Annotated in this window: 15 protein-coding genes and 2 pseudogenes; 15 read left to right on the top strand and 2 right to left on the bottom strand. The window is 51.5% G+C overall.

The annotated features are described in order from the left end of the window. Positions 1 to 65: 65 nt before the first annotated feature. The gene (locus MRBBS_RS10935; RefSeq protein ID WP_201764318.1) at positions 66 to 824 is read left to right on the top strand and encodes a GntR family transcriptional regulator; all 759 of its coding nucleotides are present in this window, start codon (positions 66 to 68) and stop codon (positions 822 to 824) included. A 21-nt stretch (positions 825 to 845) separates the two neighbouring features. Here the strand turns inward: MRBBS_RS10935 and MRBBS_RS10930 are convergent, their stop codons facing one another. After that, a complete protein-coding gene (locus MRBBS_RS10930) occupies positions 846 to 2,141 on the bottom strand; it encodes an allantoate amidohydrolase (protein ID WP_014871575.1) in 1,296 nt (431 codons plus the stop codon). Positions 2,142 to 2,167: 26 nt separating this feature from the next. Then, entirely contained in the window at positions 2,168 to 2,926 is a 759-nt protein-coding gene (locus MRBBS_RS10925; protein WP_014871574.1) for an aspartate/glutamate racemase family protein, read from the bottom strand. A 612-nt stretch (positions 2,927 to 3,538) separates the two neighbouring features. Here MRBBS_RS10925 and MRBBS_RS10920 point away from each other — a divergent pair. From MRBBS_RS10920 to MRBBS_RS10860, 14 genes and pseudogenes are all read left to right on the top strand, one after another. After that, on the top strand, positions 3,539 to 4,612 hold the full coding sequence (locus MRBBS_RS10920) for an ABC transporter substrate-binding protein (RefSeq protein WP_014871572.1): 1,074 nt from the start codon (positions 3,539 to 3,541) through the stop codon (positions 4,610 to 4,612). A gap of 127 nt (positions 4,613 to 4,739) precedes the next feature. Continuing rightward, positions 4,740 to 5,549: an ABC transporter ATP-binding protein gene (locus MRBBS_RS10915; protein WP_014871571.1), complete on the top strand. Its 810-nt coding sequence runs from the start codon at positions 4,740 to 4,742 to the stop codon at positions 5,547 to 5,549. Between the two features lie 26 nt (positions 5,550 to 5,575). Next, on the top strand, positions 5,576 to 6,517 hold the full coding sequence (locus tag MRBBS_RS10910) for an ABC transporter permease (RefSeq protein WP_014871570.1): 942 nt from the start codon (positions 5,576 to 5,578) through the stop codon (positions 6,515 to 6,517). A 74-nt stretch (positions 6,518 to 6,591) separates the two neighbouring features. Further along, positions 6,592 to 8,133, top strand: a complete 1,542-nt coding sequence (locus MRBBS_RS10905; protein WP_014871569.1) for an amidohydrolase family protein — start codon at positions 6,592 to 6,594, stop codon at positions 8,131 to 8,133. Continuing rightward, positions 8,111 to 9,661: an amidase gene (locus MRBBS_RS10900; protein ID WP_201764317.1), complete on the top strand. Its 1,551-nt coding sequence runs from the start codon at positions 8,111 to 8,113 to the stop codon at positions 9,659 to 9,661. Before MRBBS_RS10905 ends, MRBBS_RS10900 begins: the two co-directional genes overlap by 23 nt. 36 nt (positions 9,662 to 9,697) lie before the next feature. Continuing rightward, positions 9,698 to 10,429 (top strand): aspartate/glutamate racemase family protein, encoded by a 732-nt coding sequence (locus tag MRBBS_RS10895; protein WP_014871567.1) that lies wholly within the window; start codon positions 9,698 to 9,700, stop codon positions 10,427 to 10,429. Between the two features lie 159 nt (positions 10,430 to 10,588). Continuing rightward, positions 10,589 to 11,281 (top strand): annotated as a pseudogene (locus MRBBS_RS20035) (polysaccharide deacetylase family protein); the annotation flags it as partial. A 78-nt stretch (positions 11,282 to 11,359) separates the two neighbouring features. Continuing rightward, positions 11,360 to 11,611 (top strand): annotated as a pseudogene (locus MRBBS_RS19055) ((S)-ureidoglycine aminohydrolase); the annotation flags it as partial. Between the two features lie 54 nt (positions 11,612 to 11,665). Beyond that, positions 11,666 to 12,175, top strand: coding sequence for a nucleoside deaminase (locus tag MRBBS_RS10885; RefSeq protein ID WP_014871565.1), 510 nt, complete (start codon positions 11,666 to 11,668; stop codon positions 12,173 to 12,175). Positions 12,176 to 12,512: 337 nt separating this feature from the next. Then, positions 12,513 to 13,610, top strand: coding sequence for an ABC transporter ATP-binding protein (locus MRBBS_RS10880; protein WP_201764316.1), 1,098 nt, complete (start codon positions 12,513 to 12,515; stop codon positions 13,608 to 13,610). Further along, the gene (locus MRBBS_RS10875; RefSeq protein WP_014871563.1) at positions 13,607 to 14,650 is read left to right on the top strand and encodes an ATP-binding cassette domain-containing protein; all 1,044 of its coding nucleotides are present in this window, start codon (positions 13,607 to 13,609) and stop codon (positions 14,648 to 14,650) included. The genes MRBBS_RS10880 and MRBBS_RS10875 overlap by 4 nt, the downstream gene beginning before the upstream one ends. After that, positions 14,632 to 16,266 (top strand): ABC transporter substrate-binding protein, encoded by a 1,635-nt coding sequence (locus tag MRBBS_RS10870; protein ID WP_014871562.1) that lies wholly within the window; start codon positions 14,632 to 14,634, stop codon positions 16,264 to 16,266. Before MRBBS_RS10875 ends, MRBBS_RS10870 begins: the two co-directional genes overlap by 19 nt. An 82-nt stretch (positions 16,267 to 16,348) precedes the next feature. Further along, a complete protein-coding gene (locus MRBBS_RS10865) occupies positions 16,349 to 17,293 on the top strand; it encodes an ABC transporter permease (protein ID WP_014871561.1) in 945 nt (314 codons plus the stop codon). Then, positions 17,277 to 18,185: an ABC transporter permease gene (locus MRBBS_RS10860; protein ID WP_014871560.1), complete on the top strand. Its 909-nt coding sequence runs from the start codon at positions 17,277 to 17,279 to the stop codon at positions 18,183 to 18,185. Before MRBBS_RS10865 ends, MRBBS_RS10860 begins: the two co-directional genes overlap by 17 nt. Positions 18,186 to 18,214: the final 29 nt, after the last annotated feature.

Here is an 18,214-nt window from a genome sequence, read left to right as displayed (position 1 = left end):
GTATAAAATTAGCGGCCAAATTGCGTGCTACTTGTGATTTCAACTAATGAAAATGAGAAAAAAAATTGACCAAGCCATTGAAAAAGATAGTTTTTCGAAATCTAGCCGCATTGGGCATCGATGATGTTGCACCTACCACTCCAGCTGTCCGAACGAAGCTCGTATTGACTAGCGATCAGCTCTACCGAAAAATTCAGCAGGCAGTTCTAGAACACCGTATCGCGCCCGGAACCAAACTTGTCGAAGAGCGCTTGGTTGTTTTGTCTGGCATGAGCCGTTCGAAAATTCGACCAGTGCTCGCGCGGTTGGCTTATGAAAAATTGGTTGAGCTCATACCGAACCGAGGCGCGTTTATAGCCAGCCCGTCTGTAAAAGAGGCACGTGAGCTGTTCTTTACTCGCCAGCTGATCGAGCCGGCTATTATCAAGTTGCTGTGCGAGAGCGCCGAGCTTACGGACATCAAGAAGCTCAAGCAGCACGTGCAGAAGGAAGTTAGGGCGCGGCGAGACAGCGACCGCATTGCGATCATCCGTCTGTCGGGTGAGTTCCACATTCTGCTGGCTGAATTGGCCGACAACGCCATCCTTGTGCGGATGGTGCGTGAACTGACAGCACAAACGTGTCTTGTCATTACACTGTACGACAGCGCAAATACCCCTGCCTGCCCCGGCCATCATCATGGTGAAATCATCGAAGCAATCGAAGCCAAGGACGTGAACCTGGCAACGCAACGCTTGACCAAACACCTGCGCGAGGTGGAAAACACCCTGCGGCTGGAAATCGATGTCGAAGCGGAAGTTGACTTGTCGGTGATTTTCGCCTGAACGTACTTTGGCGCTGCGTCGTCATTGGGTAGTCGGTACTGAAAAATTCTCCACAAAATCCACAAAAACTCGCGATGCCAATGCGGCATCTTCAGCTGACATGGTCTCGCCGGGGTTGTGGCTGATACCGCCGTTGCCGCAACGCACGAAGAGCATTGCAATCGGTGCGATGGTGGCGATAATCATGCCATCATGGCCTGCGCCCGATGGTAGGCTGCGTGGCGCACAGCCATTACGCTGCATCGAATCGGTCAAGCGTTGTTGCAGCCAGTCAGCACAACCGACGCTGACTGCTTCGTAGGTTTTATTGATGTTTGCATGGATGCCACGACGTGTGCAGATATGTGTGATCTTCGCCTGGATGTCGTCAACAGCATCGCTTCGCAATGCATCCGCGCCGGCGCGAATATCGATCGACATCACTGCTCGACCGGGGATGACGTTGCCAGCGCCGTCAGGAACATTAAACTGCCCCACGGTACCGACCAAGCCCGGTGAAGCATTACAACGCTGTTCGATGTAGAGCGCGACCTCGGCGCCTGCCATCGCCGCGTCATGGCGCAATGTCATGGGCACGGTCCCGGCATGGCCAGCTACGCCTTCCAGCTCCAGCATGAAACGACTCGAACCGGAGATTGCGGTGACGACGCCAAGTGCACGATTCTCTTCCAGCAACACCGGGCCCTGCTCAATGTGAACCTCGAGGTAAGCAGCGATACTGCCCTTCGACATTGCGGCGCACGGCAGTTGCGCCGGATCAAGGCCTTCAGCCAGCATCGCCTCGCGCATAGTGACACCGTCTTCATCGACGTTATCCAGGACGCGATTGTCAAAGGTACCAGCGATGGCGCGGCTGCCGAGCAGTGGCGCCTTGAAACGCACACCTTCCTCTTCGCAGAATGCCACCACTTCAATTGGAAATGGGAAACGCCTCCCTTGTCGGCTCCAGCCGGCAATACAACCGATTGGCAGCAGGATGCCGAGTGGCCCATCGTACTTACCGCCATTGCGAACTGTATCGAAATGTGAGCCTGTCATTACTATGGCGCTGCTGGGGTCAGTTCCTTCATAGCGCCCAATGACATTGCCAGATGCGTCGCATCGTACAGTCATACCGGCCTCGCGCATCCATACCGCGATCTGACTAGCGGCACCGCGATGCGCTGCTGTTAAATAGGTGCGCGTCATTATGCCTGTTTGCTCGGTATGTAATGCCAATGTCTCGACGCGCTCCATAATATCGCTACCCAGCGCGGTGTAATCGATTGCCGGAGCGCTGCTCGAATTGCCTTCAATATCACTAAAGATCGTAGTCATAATTGTTTTTCTTTGCGCTTGTGCGTTTAGGGCTGCAGCGCAGCCGGATATGCGAACAGTGCGGCCAGCGCTGGATCAATGTTTTGTAATTGTGCAGACGCTGGAACCGCGTAGCTACCGGATTTCGGTTTGGGGAAATTCAATCGAACCAACGATTCCAGCATGCCAATTCCACAGGCAATGCCGTCGATCAAAGGCACAGAAATTTCAGGTTGAATCCTGCGCTGCAAGCCGACCAGTGCGGCACCCGCAAGCACCACCGCGTCGCAGCGTTCTTCATCAATTAGTGCCTTCGCGGCAATACGGATCGAGACAACTGCGCTATCGGGATCTGCATAGAGTGCTGCAGCTGATGAACCGATAACGCGCATACCTGCGAGGCGTGGTTCGAAACCGCAGGCGACAATGCGTTCGCGGTAGATTGCAGCGTTTCGCTCACCGGGTAAAACGACACCGAAACGTGACCCAACCATCGTCGCGACATGGCATGCAGCTTCCGTCATGCCAATGACTGGCACCGAGAGTAGCTCGCGTAGTGCTGACACGGCCGTGTCAAAAGAGATCGCCACCAGCACGGCGTCATAAGGCTCTTTGAAAGCTGCGATCGCCTCAATCATTGCGTTGGCCGCAACGACTTCTGCCGAACGGCTGGCGACAACTTCGGCACCACGTGCGCAGCGCGTCGCCACGATTACAGTATCTGGCGCTGCGCTGCGCTGCGCTTCCGCGACCAAAGCCTGCGTGATGCTTTCGCTAGTGTTGCCATTGAGTAGAAGAATGCGCATTGGTTTCCTATTTAGCATACTGGGTAACAACTACCAGCAATCGCAACTGGCCAATTGATTCATTCAATAGGAAAGGTGCAGCTGAGAATAAATCGCATGCGTCCTATCGTTAATCACTCTTTCTTGGGTTTAACATGCAAGGACCCAGCCACTTCTATATTTTGTACACAATTCGATAGATAACTCTTTAATCACGGCAAATTCTGTTCGCAATTTCTACTTTGACTTCCTGTGTGGAAACGCACTTTTCGTACAAAAATGCACCAAACGCGCTCTGAGTCTGCATTTTTGCACATATACAGTGCACAATAATATAATTTATTGTCCACACTATCTTCATTTATTGTAGACAAAATAAAAATAATAAATTCCTCTGCAGGTAGATTGGCTCTATGTTTGCGTGCATTTACTCTTTTTAATTCACAAAAAATTTAAGGTCATGGCACGGCGATTGCGTTCAAAAAAATGATGCAAGCTCAAGACTATGCCAATAATTGAAGTGAAAATTTGGGCTTGTGAAGGATGCTGATCGCTTCTGTCGAAGCGAAGAGAATTCTTAATACCTATTTCAAATGAGGGGAATTTGATATGTGTGATCGGCATGGAAACTATATGCAGAACGTCGAAGAGTTGAAGTCGAAGTTGAAGTCAAAGTCACGTCGCACATTTTTGAAAGGCGCTTCTGCGGCAAGTGTTGCGGCATTGTTGCCAATGAGCTTTGCAGCTGCGCTGAATCCAACTGCATCCTGGGCTGCTAGCAGTACAGTGATCAAAGCAACGCACGGCACTGGCTTCTGCAATCTGGGTTTGTTCCTTGTCAAAGAACGTGGCCTGACCAAAGAAGATGGCGTGGATCTTAAATTTGTCGTGACGCCTTCAAATGCCGATATCGTTACGCTGTTTGGCGCCGGCCTGGTCGACATATCAATGATTCCCTATTCCCAATTCATAACCTTGTACGACGCTGGCGCACCGGTGAAGATTGTTGCAGGTGGCGGTGTCGAAGGATGCATGATCGTCGTGAAAGAAGGTATCAAGTCTGCTGCTGACCTGCGTGGAAAGACACTGGGAACGTTTCAGGCAGATACGCTGGAAGTGCTGCCTTACGATTATCTGAAGCAAGCTGGCATGACCTTTCAAGACTTAGATGTTCGCTACTTCAATACGTCGCCTGAAATGGCGCAGGCATTTATTAACGGTGCTATCGATTCGATGTGCCATATCGAGCCATACGCATCGCAGTCGCTTACTTCGCGTGAGGGTGCGTCAATCCTTTCTGACGGCACTGATTTATATGGGAAGGGTTATGCGGATTGCGTTCTAGCTGTGCGGACATCTTTGTTGGAAAAAAATCCAGCGGCTATCAAAACTATCATCAAGGCAATGTTAGTCGCACAAAGCCAGGCCGAGACCGATCCTGAAGCAGCATTAAAAGACACTGTCGGTAAGTACTACAAAACGTCGATGGAAGCTGCGCGCGATGCCAGTAACAAGCAACCGGTCAAGATTGATCAGCGCGACCAAACCACGTTTATTCTGGAGCGAGGTCAGTCTCTGAAGGAGCTTGGCTATATCAAAAAACTGCCGGATGCTAATGCCATTGACTGGACACTGCTGGAGGAGGTCATTGCGGAAAATACAGCGCTTTATGACAGCTTGAAATTGAAATCAGCTGGTATTGCCTGATCGCCGCTGGCGATCTAGTCAGTCAGTAGTAAAGCGCGGGCTGCAGCCTCAGCCTGCGCTTTTTTTCCGATCGAGTAGTCGGGTTTATAGCGCATGAATAATTCTGAATTAAAACAGGAATGTATCTATGGCTGTGCCAGCTATTTCTTGTAAACAAGTTTCGAAAGTATGGAATCCCGAAGGGTCGTCGCCATTGCTGGCGATAGACGAGCTTTCGTTTGAAGTCCCCCGCGGCGAGTTTGTAGTTCTCTTGGGTCCGTCCGGCTGTGGTAAAAGCACGTTGCTTTACATGATTGCGGGGCTGTTGCCGGTGACGTCCGGCACAATAGAGTGCGACAAGCTGCTGGTGACGGGACCGAGTTCAGAGCGCGGTATGATTTTCCAGGAAGCGTCGCTTTTCCCATGGCTGACCTTGTCCGACAACGTCACCTTCGGGCTTGGCTTGCAGGGTAGGGGGCCGGAATATCGGCGCAATGCGGCCAGTAAAATCATGAAAAAAGTTGGGCTCGGTGACATGCTTGACAAACGTCCCGATGAACTGTCCGGTGGCATGCGCCAACGGGTTGCGGTTGCGCGTGCACTTGCCATGCGGCCGACGGTGTTGATGATGGACGAGCCGTTTGCTGCGCTCGACGTTCAGACACGCGCTAAAATGCAGGACTTTCTGTTGCAGATCTGGCGCGATAGCGGCGCCTCCATCGTCCTCGTCACGCATTCGATCGATGAAGCAATTTCGTTAGCCGACCGCATCATTGTTTTCACTTCGCGCCCCGGCCGTGTCAAGAAGATCATACCCGTTGACCTCGAACGACCGCGTAATTCGCGCGACCCGGCCTTTCATGCATTGCAGGATGAGTTGTTCGACCTGATGGCCGAGGAAGTTGATCGTGCATTTGCTGACCAGCAGCTTAGTGAAACTGGTAGCCACTCGGTGTGAGTCGGCTCACAAACAACGGAGGTCCGATGAAAAGCACCGATGACGTTTCTGCCAATCTGGCTACGCGTTCAATAGATTCTTCCGTTCCAAATTCGGTCGCCAGTAGGGTATTCAAGCCGAAGAGTTCGGCGAAAGGTCTGTCCGGTAAAATGAAACATCGAATCGAAACCGCCTTTTGGTGGATTTTGTCGATCAGCATCTTTGCGGGTATCTGGGAATTCTGCTGGTACATCGGCTGGGCCGATCCCTTGCTGATGCCACCGCCGCACATTTTTCTGTCCAATCTGTCGGAACAGTTCAAGTTTTTTGATCGAGGTAATATCGTCGGTTCCGAACAGACGGGCGCCAGTTTCTTCGGTGTGTTGTCGGTCCTTCTGTGGACAACGATGCGCGTGGTGGCTGGCCTCGGAATTGGCTTCGTACTAGGGGTTGCCACTGGGTTGCTAAATCGTTACAACCCAATCTTTGGCAACCTGACTCTACCGACAATCACCTTGCTGGCGCCAATCTCTCCGGTGGCGTGGTTGCCAGTTGCGATCTTCCTTTTTGGAATCGGCAATATGCCGGCGATCTTCATGGTTTTCGTTGCCGTGTATTTCATTATCGTGCTGGCAACTTTGAATCAAATCGACAGCGTACCGGTCAGCTACATCCAGGTAGCCCGCATCATGGGCGCTACCAAGCGCCAAATCTATACCAGGGTGATCCTGCCATCAATCTTGCCAGGCCTGTTCATGACACTGCGCCTGAACTTGTTTGCGGCATGGATGGTAGTTTTAATCGCCGAGGCGGTCGGTGTTGGCAGCGGCCTTGGCCAGATCGTCATGTTAGCGCGCAACACCTTCAATTCATCTCTAGTGTTTTTTAGCATGACGCTGATCGGTCTGCTTGGCTTCATGTTGGATCAGTTGCTGCGCATTGTGCAGAAACGTCTGCTGTGGTGGATAGATCAGGAAGGGCGCAAGTAAAAAAGACACTCAGTTTCAGAAAAATTATCAAAAAACAACAGGCTATTGTCCCAATATTCCAGGAGCGGAGTACCATGACAGAATCAATCTTTAAGGCAAAATGGATCGTCCGTGGTGCCATCGATCGCGACCACGCAGATGTGCTTGAAAATGGTGCGTTGTTTCAACGTGATGGCGTTATCGTTGATATTGGCCCGCTGGCAGAAATTGAGGCGCGATATCCTAATGTCGAGGTCATCGGAACGGATGATCACACGATCCTTCCAGGTTTTGTTAACGCACATCACCACGTCGGTATAACACCGCTGCAACTTGGTTCGCCCGATCATCCTTTGGAATTATGGTTCGCCAGCCGTATGTCGGCACGTGATATTGATCGGTATCTTGACACACTGTATTCGGCCTTCGAAATGATTGCGTCAGGTATCACTACCGTGCAACACATTCATGGCTGGATGGCGGGTCCGCTGGAACAGATCAACCATAACGCTTTGCAAGTAGTGAATGCATACCGCGACATTGGCATGCGAGCATCATACTGCTATGCAGTGCGAGAGCAGAATCGACTTGTCTATGAGCCTGACGAAGCGTTCGTCGCGCGCCTGCCGGAAGACCTGCAATCGTCGGTCGCAGAGCATTTAAAGAAGCAGGCGATTCCTTTTGAAGATAACTTATCGCTGTACGACAATCTCGTGGCAGAAAACAAGGGTCAATCGCGCACCCGAATTCAACTAGCGCCGGCCAACCTGCACTGGTGCTCTGACAATGGTTTGAGCGCATTGGAAGAGCGCTCGCTGCGGGACAACGCACCAATGCACATGCACTTGTTGGAAACCGCTTACCAAAAAGAATACGCACGGCGTCGTACGGGTACTTCCGCTGTGAAACATCTGGCCAAGCTGGGCATTCTGAGCCCTCGACTGACACTGGGCCACGGTGTCTGGTTGACGGAAGAAGATATCGAAATTGCCGCGCAGCACGGTACTTGCATTTGCCACAACTGCAGCTCTAACTTTCGGCTGCGCAGCGGCGTTGCACCCCTGAATGTGTTTGAGAAATACGGCATGACCGTTGGTATCGGGCTTGATGAAGCTGGCATCAACGATGACCGTGACATGTTGCAGGAAATGCGCTTGGTACTGCGTGCGCATCGCGTGCCGGGGATGGATGACAATGTGGTGCCGACCGGCCCGCAAGTACTGCGTATGGCATCTGAACACGGAGCGATGACTACACCGTTCGGCAAAGACATCGGCCGCCTCGATGTTGGTCGTATGGCCGACTTTGTTGTCATTAATCATCGCAAAGCCTTTTGGCCCTATCAAGATGACCAGATCCCGATTCTCGATGCGATAATGCAACGCGCCAAGACACAATCAGTCGATAAGACTGTGGTCGGTGGCGAAGTTATATACGAAAACGGTCGATTCACGCGTGTCGATCGCGATCAGATCCTAACTGAGATTGCCGATCGATTGTCAAAGCCACGCACCGCAGAAGAGGAAAAACGCATCCAGCTATCGAAGGCCGTCTTCCCGCATGTGAAGAAGTTCTACGACGGTTATCTGGACGGCCAGAAGTGCGAACCGTTCTATGCGCCTTCATCTCGCACCTGACTTGCATGCAGATGATATCAACCGGCAATATCAGGAAATTCGTGCTGTGACGGCTTCTGGACCTAACAGCATCGCACTTCTTTCAGCACAAGAAATCGCATCGGCAGTGCAGCGGCGCACGCTGTCTGCAGTCAAGGTGTTTGAGGCAACAGTAGAGCGGATCGAGCGTCACAACGGGCAATTAAATGCGATCGTGCGTTTTGATCCAGAAGTTGGGCGTTCTCAGGCTCGCGAAGCCGATGCGCGTGCGACAGCAGGAGAAAAGCTGCCGCTGCTTGGTGTCCCCTTTACGGTTAAGGACAGCTTGTGGGTGCGCGGTTCGCTGGCAACGCAGGGCTCCAAGTTGTTTGAAAACTTCATCGCGCCACAGGATTCACTCGCAGTCGCACGGTTGCGTTCTGCGGGTGCTGTCTATATCGGGGCGACGAATTGTCCGGAATTTGCGGCAAAGGGTGTTACCGAGAACCTGTTGTATGGTGTTACGCGCAACCCGTGGCGTACCCAGGATGGCAAGTGCTGTACAACTGGCGGATCTTCTGGAGGATCTGCCAGCGCTGTAGCGGCCGGCTTCGGTTCGTTCTCGCTCGGAACCGATGCTGGCGGATCGATCCGGCGCCCTGCCGCTCATTGTGGCATTGTCGGCTTTAAACCGTCTCATGGCCTGGTCCCTGATCCGCATGGTTTTACTGATGCCAGCATGGGCCTGTCTGTTGTTGGACCGATGGCTAGGACGGCAGGCGATATTGCTCTGATTCTGCGTTGCATCATGGGTTACGATGCGCGAGACCCCCAATCGATACTGCTGCCTGAGCACATGACTGCGCTTGACGTCATGCGGCCGCCATCCACAGGGCTACGCATTGCGTTTAGTCGTGATCTTGGTTGCGGTTTTTCTTGTGATCCTGACGTGATGTGTGCAGTAGAATCTGCTGTCGCAATGTTACGGCAGCGCGGTTTTCAGGTGGAATCTACAGATCCGCACTGGCCGGCTATTACTGCGACCTACGAAGAACTCGCGTGCGAGGAAGCTGGGCTGGCGTCTCTCTATGGCGACGCGTGGCGCGCCGGCTCGCCCAAGATGGATGTGACCATCGGCCAACTTATTGATACCGGGATCCGCCGCAGTGGGGTCGAAATAGCACAAGCAATGTTGCGACGACGCCCGATCCATGAATCACTTGCCCGCTTTTTCGACGAAGTCGACTTACTTATATGCCCTACAGCACCCGTGACTGCGTGGCCTCTGGACGAAAACCTGCCGCAAACAATTGGCGGCAAACCGGCTGGCTTTCGCGGGCACGCTGCTTTTACACCGCTGTTCAATATTTGCGGCGTACCCGCGTGTTCAGTTCCGGTAGGCTTTGTTCGTGGCTTGCCGGTTGGTTTGCAGATTATCGGCCCACGTTTTTCCGATGAACGAGTGTTGCAGATGGCTCGTTTTATTGAACAACTTCTGCCGCAACCGTCTTGTCCGCTGGCATCGCCGGGCATCTTCATCGATAAAACAGATCGGCGTGACGAGATATAACCGCACGACTGATTAATCCAACTCAGGACACGGCACATGATAATTAAAGTCATCAACCCAAATACCACGCAGTCGATGACCGATAAGATCGGCGCAACGGCTCGCCTGGTTGCGGCCGCTGGAACCGAAATCATTGCTGCCAGTCCGCGGTTCGGCCCGGTGTCAATCGAGGGTCATTATGACGAAGCGCTTAGTGTCGTTGGCGTGCTCGATGAGATTCGCTCCGGCGAAGCGGCGGGTGTCGACGCTTATGTAATCGCCTGCTTCGGCGATCCGGGTTTACTGGCGGCACGCGAGTTGGCGAGCGGCCCGGTCATTGGCATTGCAGAAGCTGCGATGCACGCTGCCAGCGTATTGACGACAGGATTCTCGGTAGTAACAACGCTGGTGCGTTCCTGCATCATCGCTGAGCATCTCACGCATAACTACGGCATGGCGAAATTCTGCCGGGGCATTCACGGCACTGATTTGGCTGTACTTGACTTGGAAGAGTCCGGTTCCGATGCCTACCAGATCGTACTGAATAGCTGCCGTCAAGCGCTGGCGACCGACCGTTCTGGGGCGATTGTCATGGGCTGCGCTGGCATGAGCGATCTGTGCGTCAGGCTGCAAGACGAGCTGGAAGTGCCAGTGATTGACGGTGTTACTGCTGCCATCAAATGGGCGGAAGGCATGGTAGCGATCGGGCTCAAGACAAGTAAGAAAGGTGATCTGGCGCTGCCGATCGGGAAACCATTCAGCGGCGATTTAGCGCGCTTCGGCAAGTAAAGCTATCCATAAAGAGCGCATTGCAGCCTGGGGGCCTGGTGTCGATTGCGAGTGAAGTCGCATGCAAACTATTGCGGCCGAGGAGTTAATAATCGTGGCGCTCTTTCAACGCAATGATGAACTCACCTCCTAGTATGAGTGACACAGCGATATCCTTGTTGGCGTATGGCGTTGGCTGAGTTTGAACGCCGGAGGTTGCCGCTTACTGTCTTTGGGGTAGCTATGGCACTAAGCCGTAACCCGAAAGTTGTGACGGAGTCGAAGGAGAAGGGTCACGAAATAGCTTGTCATGGTTTTCACTGGCTCTCTTAACAATCAGCAACTGAAGCTGAAGAACGCTTACACCTGCGTGAGGCTATAAAAATTCATACTGAGCTGACAGGATCTCGTCCTGTAGGTTGGTATACCGGAAGGAACAGTCCTAGTACCCGCCAATTGGTCGTGGAAGAAGGAGGCTTTGAGTATGACAGTGACTATTATGGAGACGATTTACCCTTCTGGACTGAAGTGAGCCTGCCAGCAGGCCAGTCAAAAGGACACTTGGTTGGTCCCTACGCATTGGATACTAACGACATGCGTTTTGCGATGGCGCAAGGGTTCAATACGGGAAGTCATTTTTTTGAATATTTGAGGGATGCATTTGATGTGCTGTATGCCGAGGGAGCTGATAAGCCAAAAATGATGTCAATTGGCTTGCATTGCCGGCTTATTGGGCGGCCAAGACGTTTCATAGCGCTGCAGCGATTTCTGGACCATATCGAAAAGCACGACAGAGTTTGGGTGACCCGTCGCATTGATATTGCCCGCCACTGGGCAGATCACCACCCCCTCGTGCCGAATATTCAGCCATGACAAAAAAGTCGCTCGGAGCGTCAGCGCACTATTTCCCTCAGGGTGGCCAACCGCCGAAAACGCAGTTGACGTCAGCTCGGGGGAGTGATTCCATTTGCAGAAACCCACGTGATAAAACATGGGCTATATGTGCTTGAGGGCAAAGCTGTGTTCCTTCTCAATCGCGACTGGGTGGGCGTAGAGGAGGGCGACTGTATGTGGTTAAGGGCTTTTTGCCCATAGGCTTGTTATGCGGGTGGACCGGAGCCATTTCGGTATCTTCTGTATAAAGATATGAATCAGCACATGAACCTAGATGGATTTGGTGGCCGACGCTGGCCTTTGGCGTGAACGTGGTTGGTCTTGGTCGGTGTCCCTATTAGCAAATTAGTGAGGATTGAGCGTATGTACGAAGAGAAGTTCATGGACTACGTGGTGAGTCTCAGTCGTAAAGCCCTTGATTTGCCCGGAACGCAGCCTTTTGGAGCAATAGTGATACGTGCGGGCGAGATTGTTGGTGAAGGAATTAACCAGGAATTGGCCCACAAAGACCCAACTGCTCATGGTGAGGTTGAAGCTATTCGCGATGCCTGTCAGAGACTGGGGACGACTGACTTAAGCGACTGCTCGCTTTACGCAATCGGTGAGCCCTGTCCTATGTGTACGGTTGCTATACGATTGGCCGGTCTTCGTCACGTTTTCTATGGTGCCACGCACCAAGATGCGATGAACGCTTATAAGGGTTTGGCTGATACACCCTATGCAGATATCGATGTGGAGTCTTTGAAGGTTGAGGCGAGTCTGCCAACAAGTCAGAGATCAACACCCTACAGTCAGCATAATGCGAAAGTCTGCGCAGAGGTTTATCGCGAGTGGTCTGAAAGCATGCAGAAAAAGTTGGGGCTTTCCCGGTGACTCAATACTTGTTGGAGACAAAACGTTGAAATGAATTTGCTTAACTAATCCAAACATTACTAAAGCCACGACAGTATTGGCCAACTAATCGCCGACGGTATTTTAAGCTTTTCTTCCACAATCATCGGTATATCCGTGGACCTATTTTTCGCTAAATTTTTGCCTACCGTTTTTGGTTCCGCCCGTTTTGCCACTTGTTGGAGCGATACCGCCCCGATTTGATGCATTTTTGAGCAAATCAGTTCCAGCGAGTTGCTCAAGATTAAAAGTTAAATTATTGAATATAAGACAAAAAATAAAGTTGGCCCGACTTGTGTATGCAGAATGGCAATAGCGCATGAAAGCCCCAGCGGCTTATCAAGGTTGGCGTGCCTCCCACTTCAACCGATGTTGTGGTTGCGATATGCCAAAAATGTTTGCGTCATCCCATTCTGATCAGAAAACCCACCATCCTGGCGGGTTGCACATTTCCGAATTGAAAATTTGGTTTGATACTCCGGCTGGCCCTTTACGTGCCGTGGACAATGTCAGCCTGTCTGTCGAAGAGGGTGAGATTGTTGCGTTGGTTGGCGAGTCTGGGTCGGGCAAAAGTGTGACGGCGCTGGCCGCTCTCCGACTGATCAGTTCACCGCCCGGTCATTTTGTGTCTGGTTCAGTCATCCTTAACGGCCAAGACATTTTAGCCATGTCTGAGGGTGAGCTGGAGGCAATTCGCGGCACCGCAGCCGCAATGCTGTTCCAGAACCCCCGTGGCAGTCTTGACCCATCGTTCACGATTGAAGAAGCGTTTTTAGAAACGCTGGCTCTGCACCGACCAGAAATGACCAAAGCAGAGTGCTACCGATTCGTGGAGCAGGGATTACGGGAAGTCGGTTTTGGTGATTGGAAGCGAGTAGCGGCCTCATACCCTCACCAGTTGAGCGGTGGCATGTGCCAGCGTGTTTCTCTTGCGATCACTTTTGCTTGCCAGCCGGCATTGTTAATTGCAGACGAGCCAACAACTGCGTTAGATGTTGGTATTCAAGCGAAAGTATTGTTTCTCCTCCGTAAATTGAACCAAGAGCATGGGTTGCCCATTTTATTGATTACTCATGATTTTGGGGTTGTGCGCGCTATTGCTCACCGTGTGGTTGTGATGTATGCCGGGCTTGTTCAAGAGGAAGGCGACGTTCAAGAGGTTTTGAAGAGCCCTCTGCACCCCTATACGAAGGCTTTGATTCGTTCCGTTCCTGATAACGTCAACGATGACGAAGCGCTCTACCAGATCCCTGGAATTCCGCCGAATCTGGTCGACCCTCCCTCCGGGTGCCGTTTCGCTGATCGCTGTGTACACGTCACTGACGTTTGCAGAAATGAGCTGCCAGAACTAAAAAAAATCTCGGAAAGCCGAGCGGTAAGGTGCCATCGAGTTGATTCGGAGGGAGGTATTGTATGAGTCGACCTTTGCTTTCTGCGCGCAACATACACCTTAGCTACACAACGACGAGCGGTTTTCTTCGAAAGAAAGTTATTGCCAGTACCAAAGCGGTAGACGGCGTAAGTTTTGATATTTTTCCCGGAGAAACAGTAGGACTCGTTGGGGGATCCGGTTCGGGAAAATCAACATTGGCTCGAATAGTTTCCAGACTGATTGAGCCTGACCAGGGAGAGGTCTGGTTTGATGGCGAACTTTTGACTGAGGTCAGTCCAGACCGAATGCGTCTTTTTCGGCGCGATATTCAAGTTGTTTTCCAAGATCCGCTGCACTCACTGAATCCCCGTCGCACGGTGGGAGACAGCATTGCAAGACCGTTGCTTAATTTTTCAATGCCTAAAAAAGCGGCTCTGGCTAAAGCCGAGAGTCTGATGGAGCTCGTTGGCTTAGACCCAGCTGCAACATCTCGCTACCCCCATGAATTTAGCGGTGGCCAGTGCCAGCGCATCGCGATTGCTCGGGCGCTGGCGCTGGAGCCACGGTTGCTGATTCTCGATGAGCCTGTATCTGCATTAGATGTGTCCGTTCAGGCGCAAATTCTCAATCTCTTAAAAGAGCTTCAAAGCAAACTGGATATTGCGTACCTCTTCGTTTCACATGATTTAGGCATAGTCCGTTATATGTGTGACCGCACGCTAGTCATGTATCGGGGCCAAATTCTGGAAGCTGGGCGAAGCAACGACATTCATAAACTGCCAGCTCATCCGTTTACAAGAAATTTCTTGGATACGATTTTAACCATGGATGGCGACGAACGCTGGTTGAACGCAGCGGCTGCTATTGAAGACGTTGAAGAGGGTCGCATTGACGGAAAAGGTTGCGTATACCATGCCGCCTGCACGCATCTTCTTCCCCAATGCAAATACACAACGCCTTTACTGAAGTCGATTGACGGGAGCAGAAGTGTGGCCTGTCATTTGTACGAGGAGGAGACAGGCTTTTGCCCGTCTGACTTAAACGCGAAGTACGAAGGAGCTACATCATGCAAAAGCAAATCATGAAGAAACTAAAGCGAGGCGCTATCGGGCCGGCTAGTGCGCTTGCGATTGCCATTTCAGCATGTGGCTTGGCAATTATGCCAGAGCAGGCAATTGCGCAGGCCAGTCCAGCCGACACAGTTGTTATAGCTATCGAAGCGAATCTGTCCAGGCTTGATCCGCATGCATCCACTACGTGGAATACGTTCCGTGTAATCATGCACGTGTTCGAAGGCTTCGTTGCCGAAGACTTGACTCGGGATGATGTCACCCAACCGCCTCTTGTACCTGCATTGGCTGAATCGTGGGATATTTCGGATGACGGCCTCACGTACACGTTCAACTTGCGTAAAGGCGTTAAGTTTCATGACGGTACAAACTTCGATGCAGCCGCCGTAAAGTTTAATATGGATCGGATGTTAGACCCTGAGTTTGAGTACTATCAGTCGATTGCCAGCGGACTAATGCGCTGGATGTGGCAGGATCTCGAAAGTTATCGCGTTGTCGATGACTACACCTTTGAAATCAAACTCGAAACACCCAACATTGAATTTCTCCGTCGGCTTGCGATGGGCGGCTCGGGAACACCGAGGTTTATAAGTCCGACATCTATTCGAGAGAATGGTAATGACAGTGTTGAGACCAATCCTGTTGGCACAGGTCCATATCAGTTTGCCAGCCGGTCGATCGGTGAACTTACTGTACTGAAAGGCAATTCAGAATACTGGGACGAAAACCGAACGCCGACTATTGAGCGACTGATGTTCAGGCCTATCTCCGAAGTTGCCACGCGAGAGCTCGCATTACGCAGTGGTGAGGTCGACATGATCTCCTCGCCATCTCCGGACTCCGTCGAGCAGCTTGAAGCAGCAGGTCTGGATATCGTAAGCAGTCCTGTCTCCACCATCTACATGATGTGGGTGAACTTTAAAGAAGAGGCTTTGAGCGATGTCCGGGTTAGGCGCGCCGTCTGTATGGCGTTGGACCGCGATGGCATGGCTGAATTTCACCGCAATGGGTTCGCCAGACCTGCCACGGGAATTCTTAACTATGGCGGTCCGGGATATGACCCCGACTTCAAAGACTGTGAATACAATCCCGAGGGTGCAAAGGCACTGCTGGCAGAAGCGGGCTATCCCGATGGGTTTAAAACCCGGCTTGACTGGACTATGGGAGGCGGTGGCGACGTGAACACCGTCGGTGACGCTGAATGGATTCAGCGTGATCTGGCTAAAATTGGTATTGATGCTTCCATAGAGGTGTTTGATAACGGCACATACTGGGACATGCTTGGTGGGGGCATTCGTGAGGGAACCGGTTTCATGTCGGTATCCTGGGGTGAGACCAGTTTCTTTTGGCTAGATCAGGTTGTTGCCAGTGCTGCCAGCCCACCAAATGGGTTTAACGCTGGCTACTACAACAATCCTGAAATCGACCAACAACTTGCCGACGCGCGATCATCAGCTTCCGAAAGTGAAATGCTCGGGCATCTGGCGACTCTACAACGGACAATTGCTGATGATATGGCTTTCATTCCTTACTATACGCCGATTGCGATCTACGCGATGCAACCCAATATTTCCGGGTTCGTCCTTGCGCCCCAGCATTGGCATGATTATACCGGCCTCACGAAGAAATGAGGCATTGACCTGACCAAAGGGCCGCCGACTCACCGCTCAGATATTTCTGGGACGGTGAGTTGGCAAAGTCGGAGTTTGTGTAATGCCTCATTTTGTTGTGATGCGGTTACTGCAGATGATTCCTGTAATGTTGGGAGTCAGTTTTGTTGTGTTTATTTCTGTCTATCTCGTGCCAGGAGATGTTGCTCGAACGGTTTTAGGTAATCAAGCTTCAGATGTTGCGGTGCAAGCACTTCGAGAAGACCTGGGTCTTAATCGTCCATTACTTGTTCAATACGGTATCTGGTTGTGGGATTTACTGCAGTTTGATCTTGGTTACTCGATATCCCAGCGTGTTGAGGTAGCGTCTTTACTCGGTGATAAAATTGTGAATTCCTTTATCCTGATGGGATTTAGTCTGTTTCTTGTTGTCGCTGTGAGTTTTTTGTTGTCAGTCTTTTCTGCAACTCATTTCCGCAGTTTGGGGGATCGGCTAACCATTTTTGGAACGCTTTTGTTGGCGTCCGCACCGACGTTTTGGCTTGGTATTTTGCTGTTGTATGTATTCAGCGTTAAATTCCCACTTTTCCCAACTTCCGGCATGTACAACTTCTACGATCCGGGCGGATTTTGGCAGTTAGTGCACCATGCAACATTGCCTGCGATTGCAACGGCGGCATCGTCCATTGCAATAGTTACAAGGGTTTCGCGATCTGCAATGATTGATGTAACGAACAAGACTTATATGACGGCGCTTCGCTCTCGAGGAATTCGGCGCAGAAGGCTGAGCTATGTACATATGGTACGAAATGCATTGCCTTCCTTTGTGAATATCAGTGGCCTCCAGGTCGGTTATCTATTCGGCAGCGCTATTTTCAGTGAAATTATTTTTAATTGGCCAGGTATTGGGCTTCAGCTTTACAACGCTATTTTGCAGAGAGACGTTCCAATGATTCAGGGGTGCTCAATGGTTATTGCCCTTACTTTCGTTATTAGCAATTTTCTCGCGGACTACATAGTGAGGGCACTCGATGCATCCAAACGCTGAAATGACTGTCACACATCGACGTGCGAAAAAACCACGCTCAAGTATTTTCTTTATCTGGCGCGGAATTCTTGCTGATCACTATGCAATGTGTGGTGCATTGATCCTGATATCGGTCATGATAGCGGCGGTTTTCGCTCCCTGGCTTGCGCCGTTTGACCCAACAGTCAGCTTTCCGAGACTAAGATTGGAGGGCTTAGGTACACCAGACCATATTTTGGGCCTTGATCATCAAGGGCGGGATATGCTCTCTCGGTTGATATGGGGTGGACGGACAACTCTGTTTGCCGGTATCACGCCAGTTTTGCTGAGTGCTCTGTGCGCAATACCCCTGGGGTTGGTGGCTGCCTGGAACGACCGGCTAGGGTCGGTCATCATGCGGGTAATGGATGTTCTGTTTGCCTTCCCGATGGTTCTGCTTGCCATCATGCTTGCTGCATTTATGGGCCCGGGAATGTTGAATATGATCATTGCGCTGACCATCGTGCTCTTACCTTACAACACACGAGTTGTTTATGTGGCTGCTCAGCAGGAGCGGAACAGTAGCTACATAGAAGCCGCCATCGCTGCCGCTACGCCTACACCCAAAATTCTTTTTGTCGAGATGCTTCCCAATGTTGTTGCAGCGTCGATCGTGTACAGCACCACTATTGTTGGCAATATCATCATTACTGCGGCGGGCCTTAGCTTTCTAGGTTTAGGTGTTCAGGCGCCCACCGCTGAATGGGGAATTATCACGAGTGATGGTCGCCAGTATCTTTTCAATGCCGCCCACATATCGCTATTACCCGGTATTGCAATTATGGCGGTAGTGATCGCTTTTAACCTTTTGGGAGACACACTCAGAGATGCTCTCGATCCCAAAACCCGGCTGGCGTTGACTAGCAGGAAATAGCTTCGTCAATACTTACAACAGGAAACCTG

This window comes from Marinobacter sp. BSs20148 (assembly GCF_000283275.1).
Classification (GTDB): domain Bacteria; phylum Pseudomonadota; class Gammaproteobacteria; order Pseudomonadales; family Oleiphilaceae; genus Marinobacter; species Marinobacter psychrophilus.
The sequence above is the reverse complement of the archived record's forward strand: the minus strand, read 5'-3'. Positions and strand labels throughout refer to the sequence as shown.

Coding starts and splice junctions, on each gene's coding strand:
- MRBBS_RS10930 (WP_014871575.1), bottom strand. CDS start 2,141: ATGACTACGATCTTTAGTGATATTGAAGGCAATTCGAGCAGCGCTCCG.
- MRBBS_RS10925 (WP_014871574.1), bottom strand. CDS start 2,926: ATGCGCATTCTTCTACTCAATGGCAACACTAGCGAAAGCATCACGCAG.
- MRBBS_RS10920 (WP_014871572.1), top strand. CDS start 3,539: ATGCAGAACGTCGAAGAGTTGAAGTCGAAGTTGAAGTCAAAGTCACGT.
- MRBBS_RS10915 (WP_014871571.1), top strand. CDS start 4,740: ATGGCTGTGCCAGCTATTTCTTGTAAACAAGTTTCGAAAGTATGGAAT.
- MRBBS_RS10910 (WP_014871570.1), top strand. CDS start 5,576: ATGAAAAGCACCGATGACGTTTCTGCCAATCTGGCTACGCGTTCAATA.
- MRBBS_RS10905 (WP_014871569.1), top strand. CDS start 6,592: ATGACAGAATCAATCTTTAAGGCAAAATGGATCGTCCGTGGTGCCATC.
- MRBBS_RS10900 (WP_201764317.1), top strand. CDS start 8,111: ATGCGCCTTCATCTCGCACCTGACTTGCATGCAGATGATATCAACCGG.
- MRBBS_RS10895 (WP_014871567.1), top strand. CDS start 9,698: ATGATAATTAAAGTCATCAACCCAAATACCACGCAGTCGATGACCGAT.
- MRBBS_RS10885 (WP_014871565.1), top strand. CDS start 11,666: ATGTACGAAGAGAAGTTCATGGACTACGTGGTGAGTCTCAGTCGTAAA.
- MRBBS_RS10880 (WP_201764316.1), top strand. CDS start 12,513: ATGAAAGCCCCAGCGGCTTATCAAGGTTGGCGTGCCTCCCACTTCAAC.
- MRBBS_RS10875 (WP_014871563.1), top strand. CDS start 13,607: ATGAGTCGACCTTTGCTTTCTGCGCGCAACATACACCTTAGCTACACA.
- MRBBS_RS10870 (WP_014871562.1), top strand. CDS start 14,632: ATGCAAAAGCAAATCATGAAGAAACTAAAGCGAGGCGCTATCGGGCCG.
- MRBBS_RS10865 (WP_014871561.1), top strand. CDS start 16,349: ATGCCTCATTTTGTTGTGATGCGGTTACTGCAGATGATTCCTGTAATG.
- MRBBS_RS10860 (WP_014871560.1), top strand. CDS start 17,277: ATGCATCCAAACGCTGAAATGACTGTCACACATCGACGTGCGAAAAAA.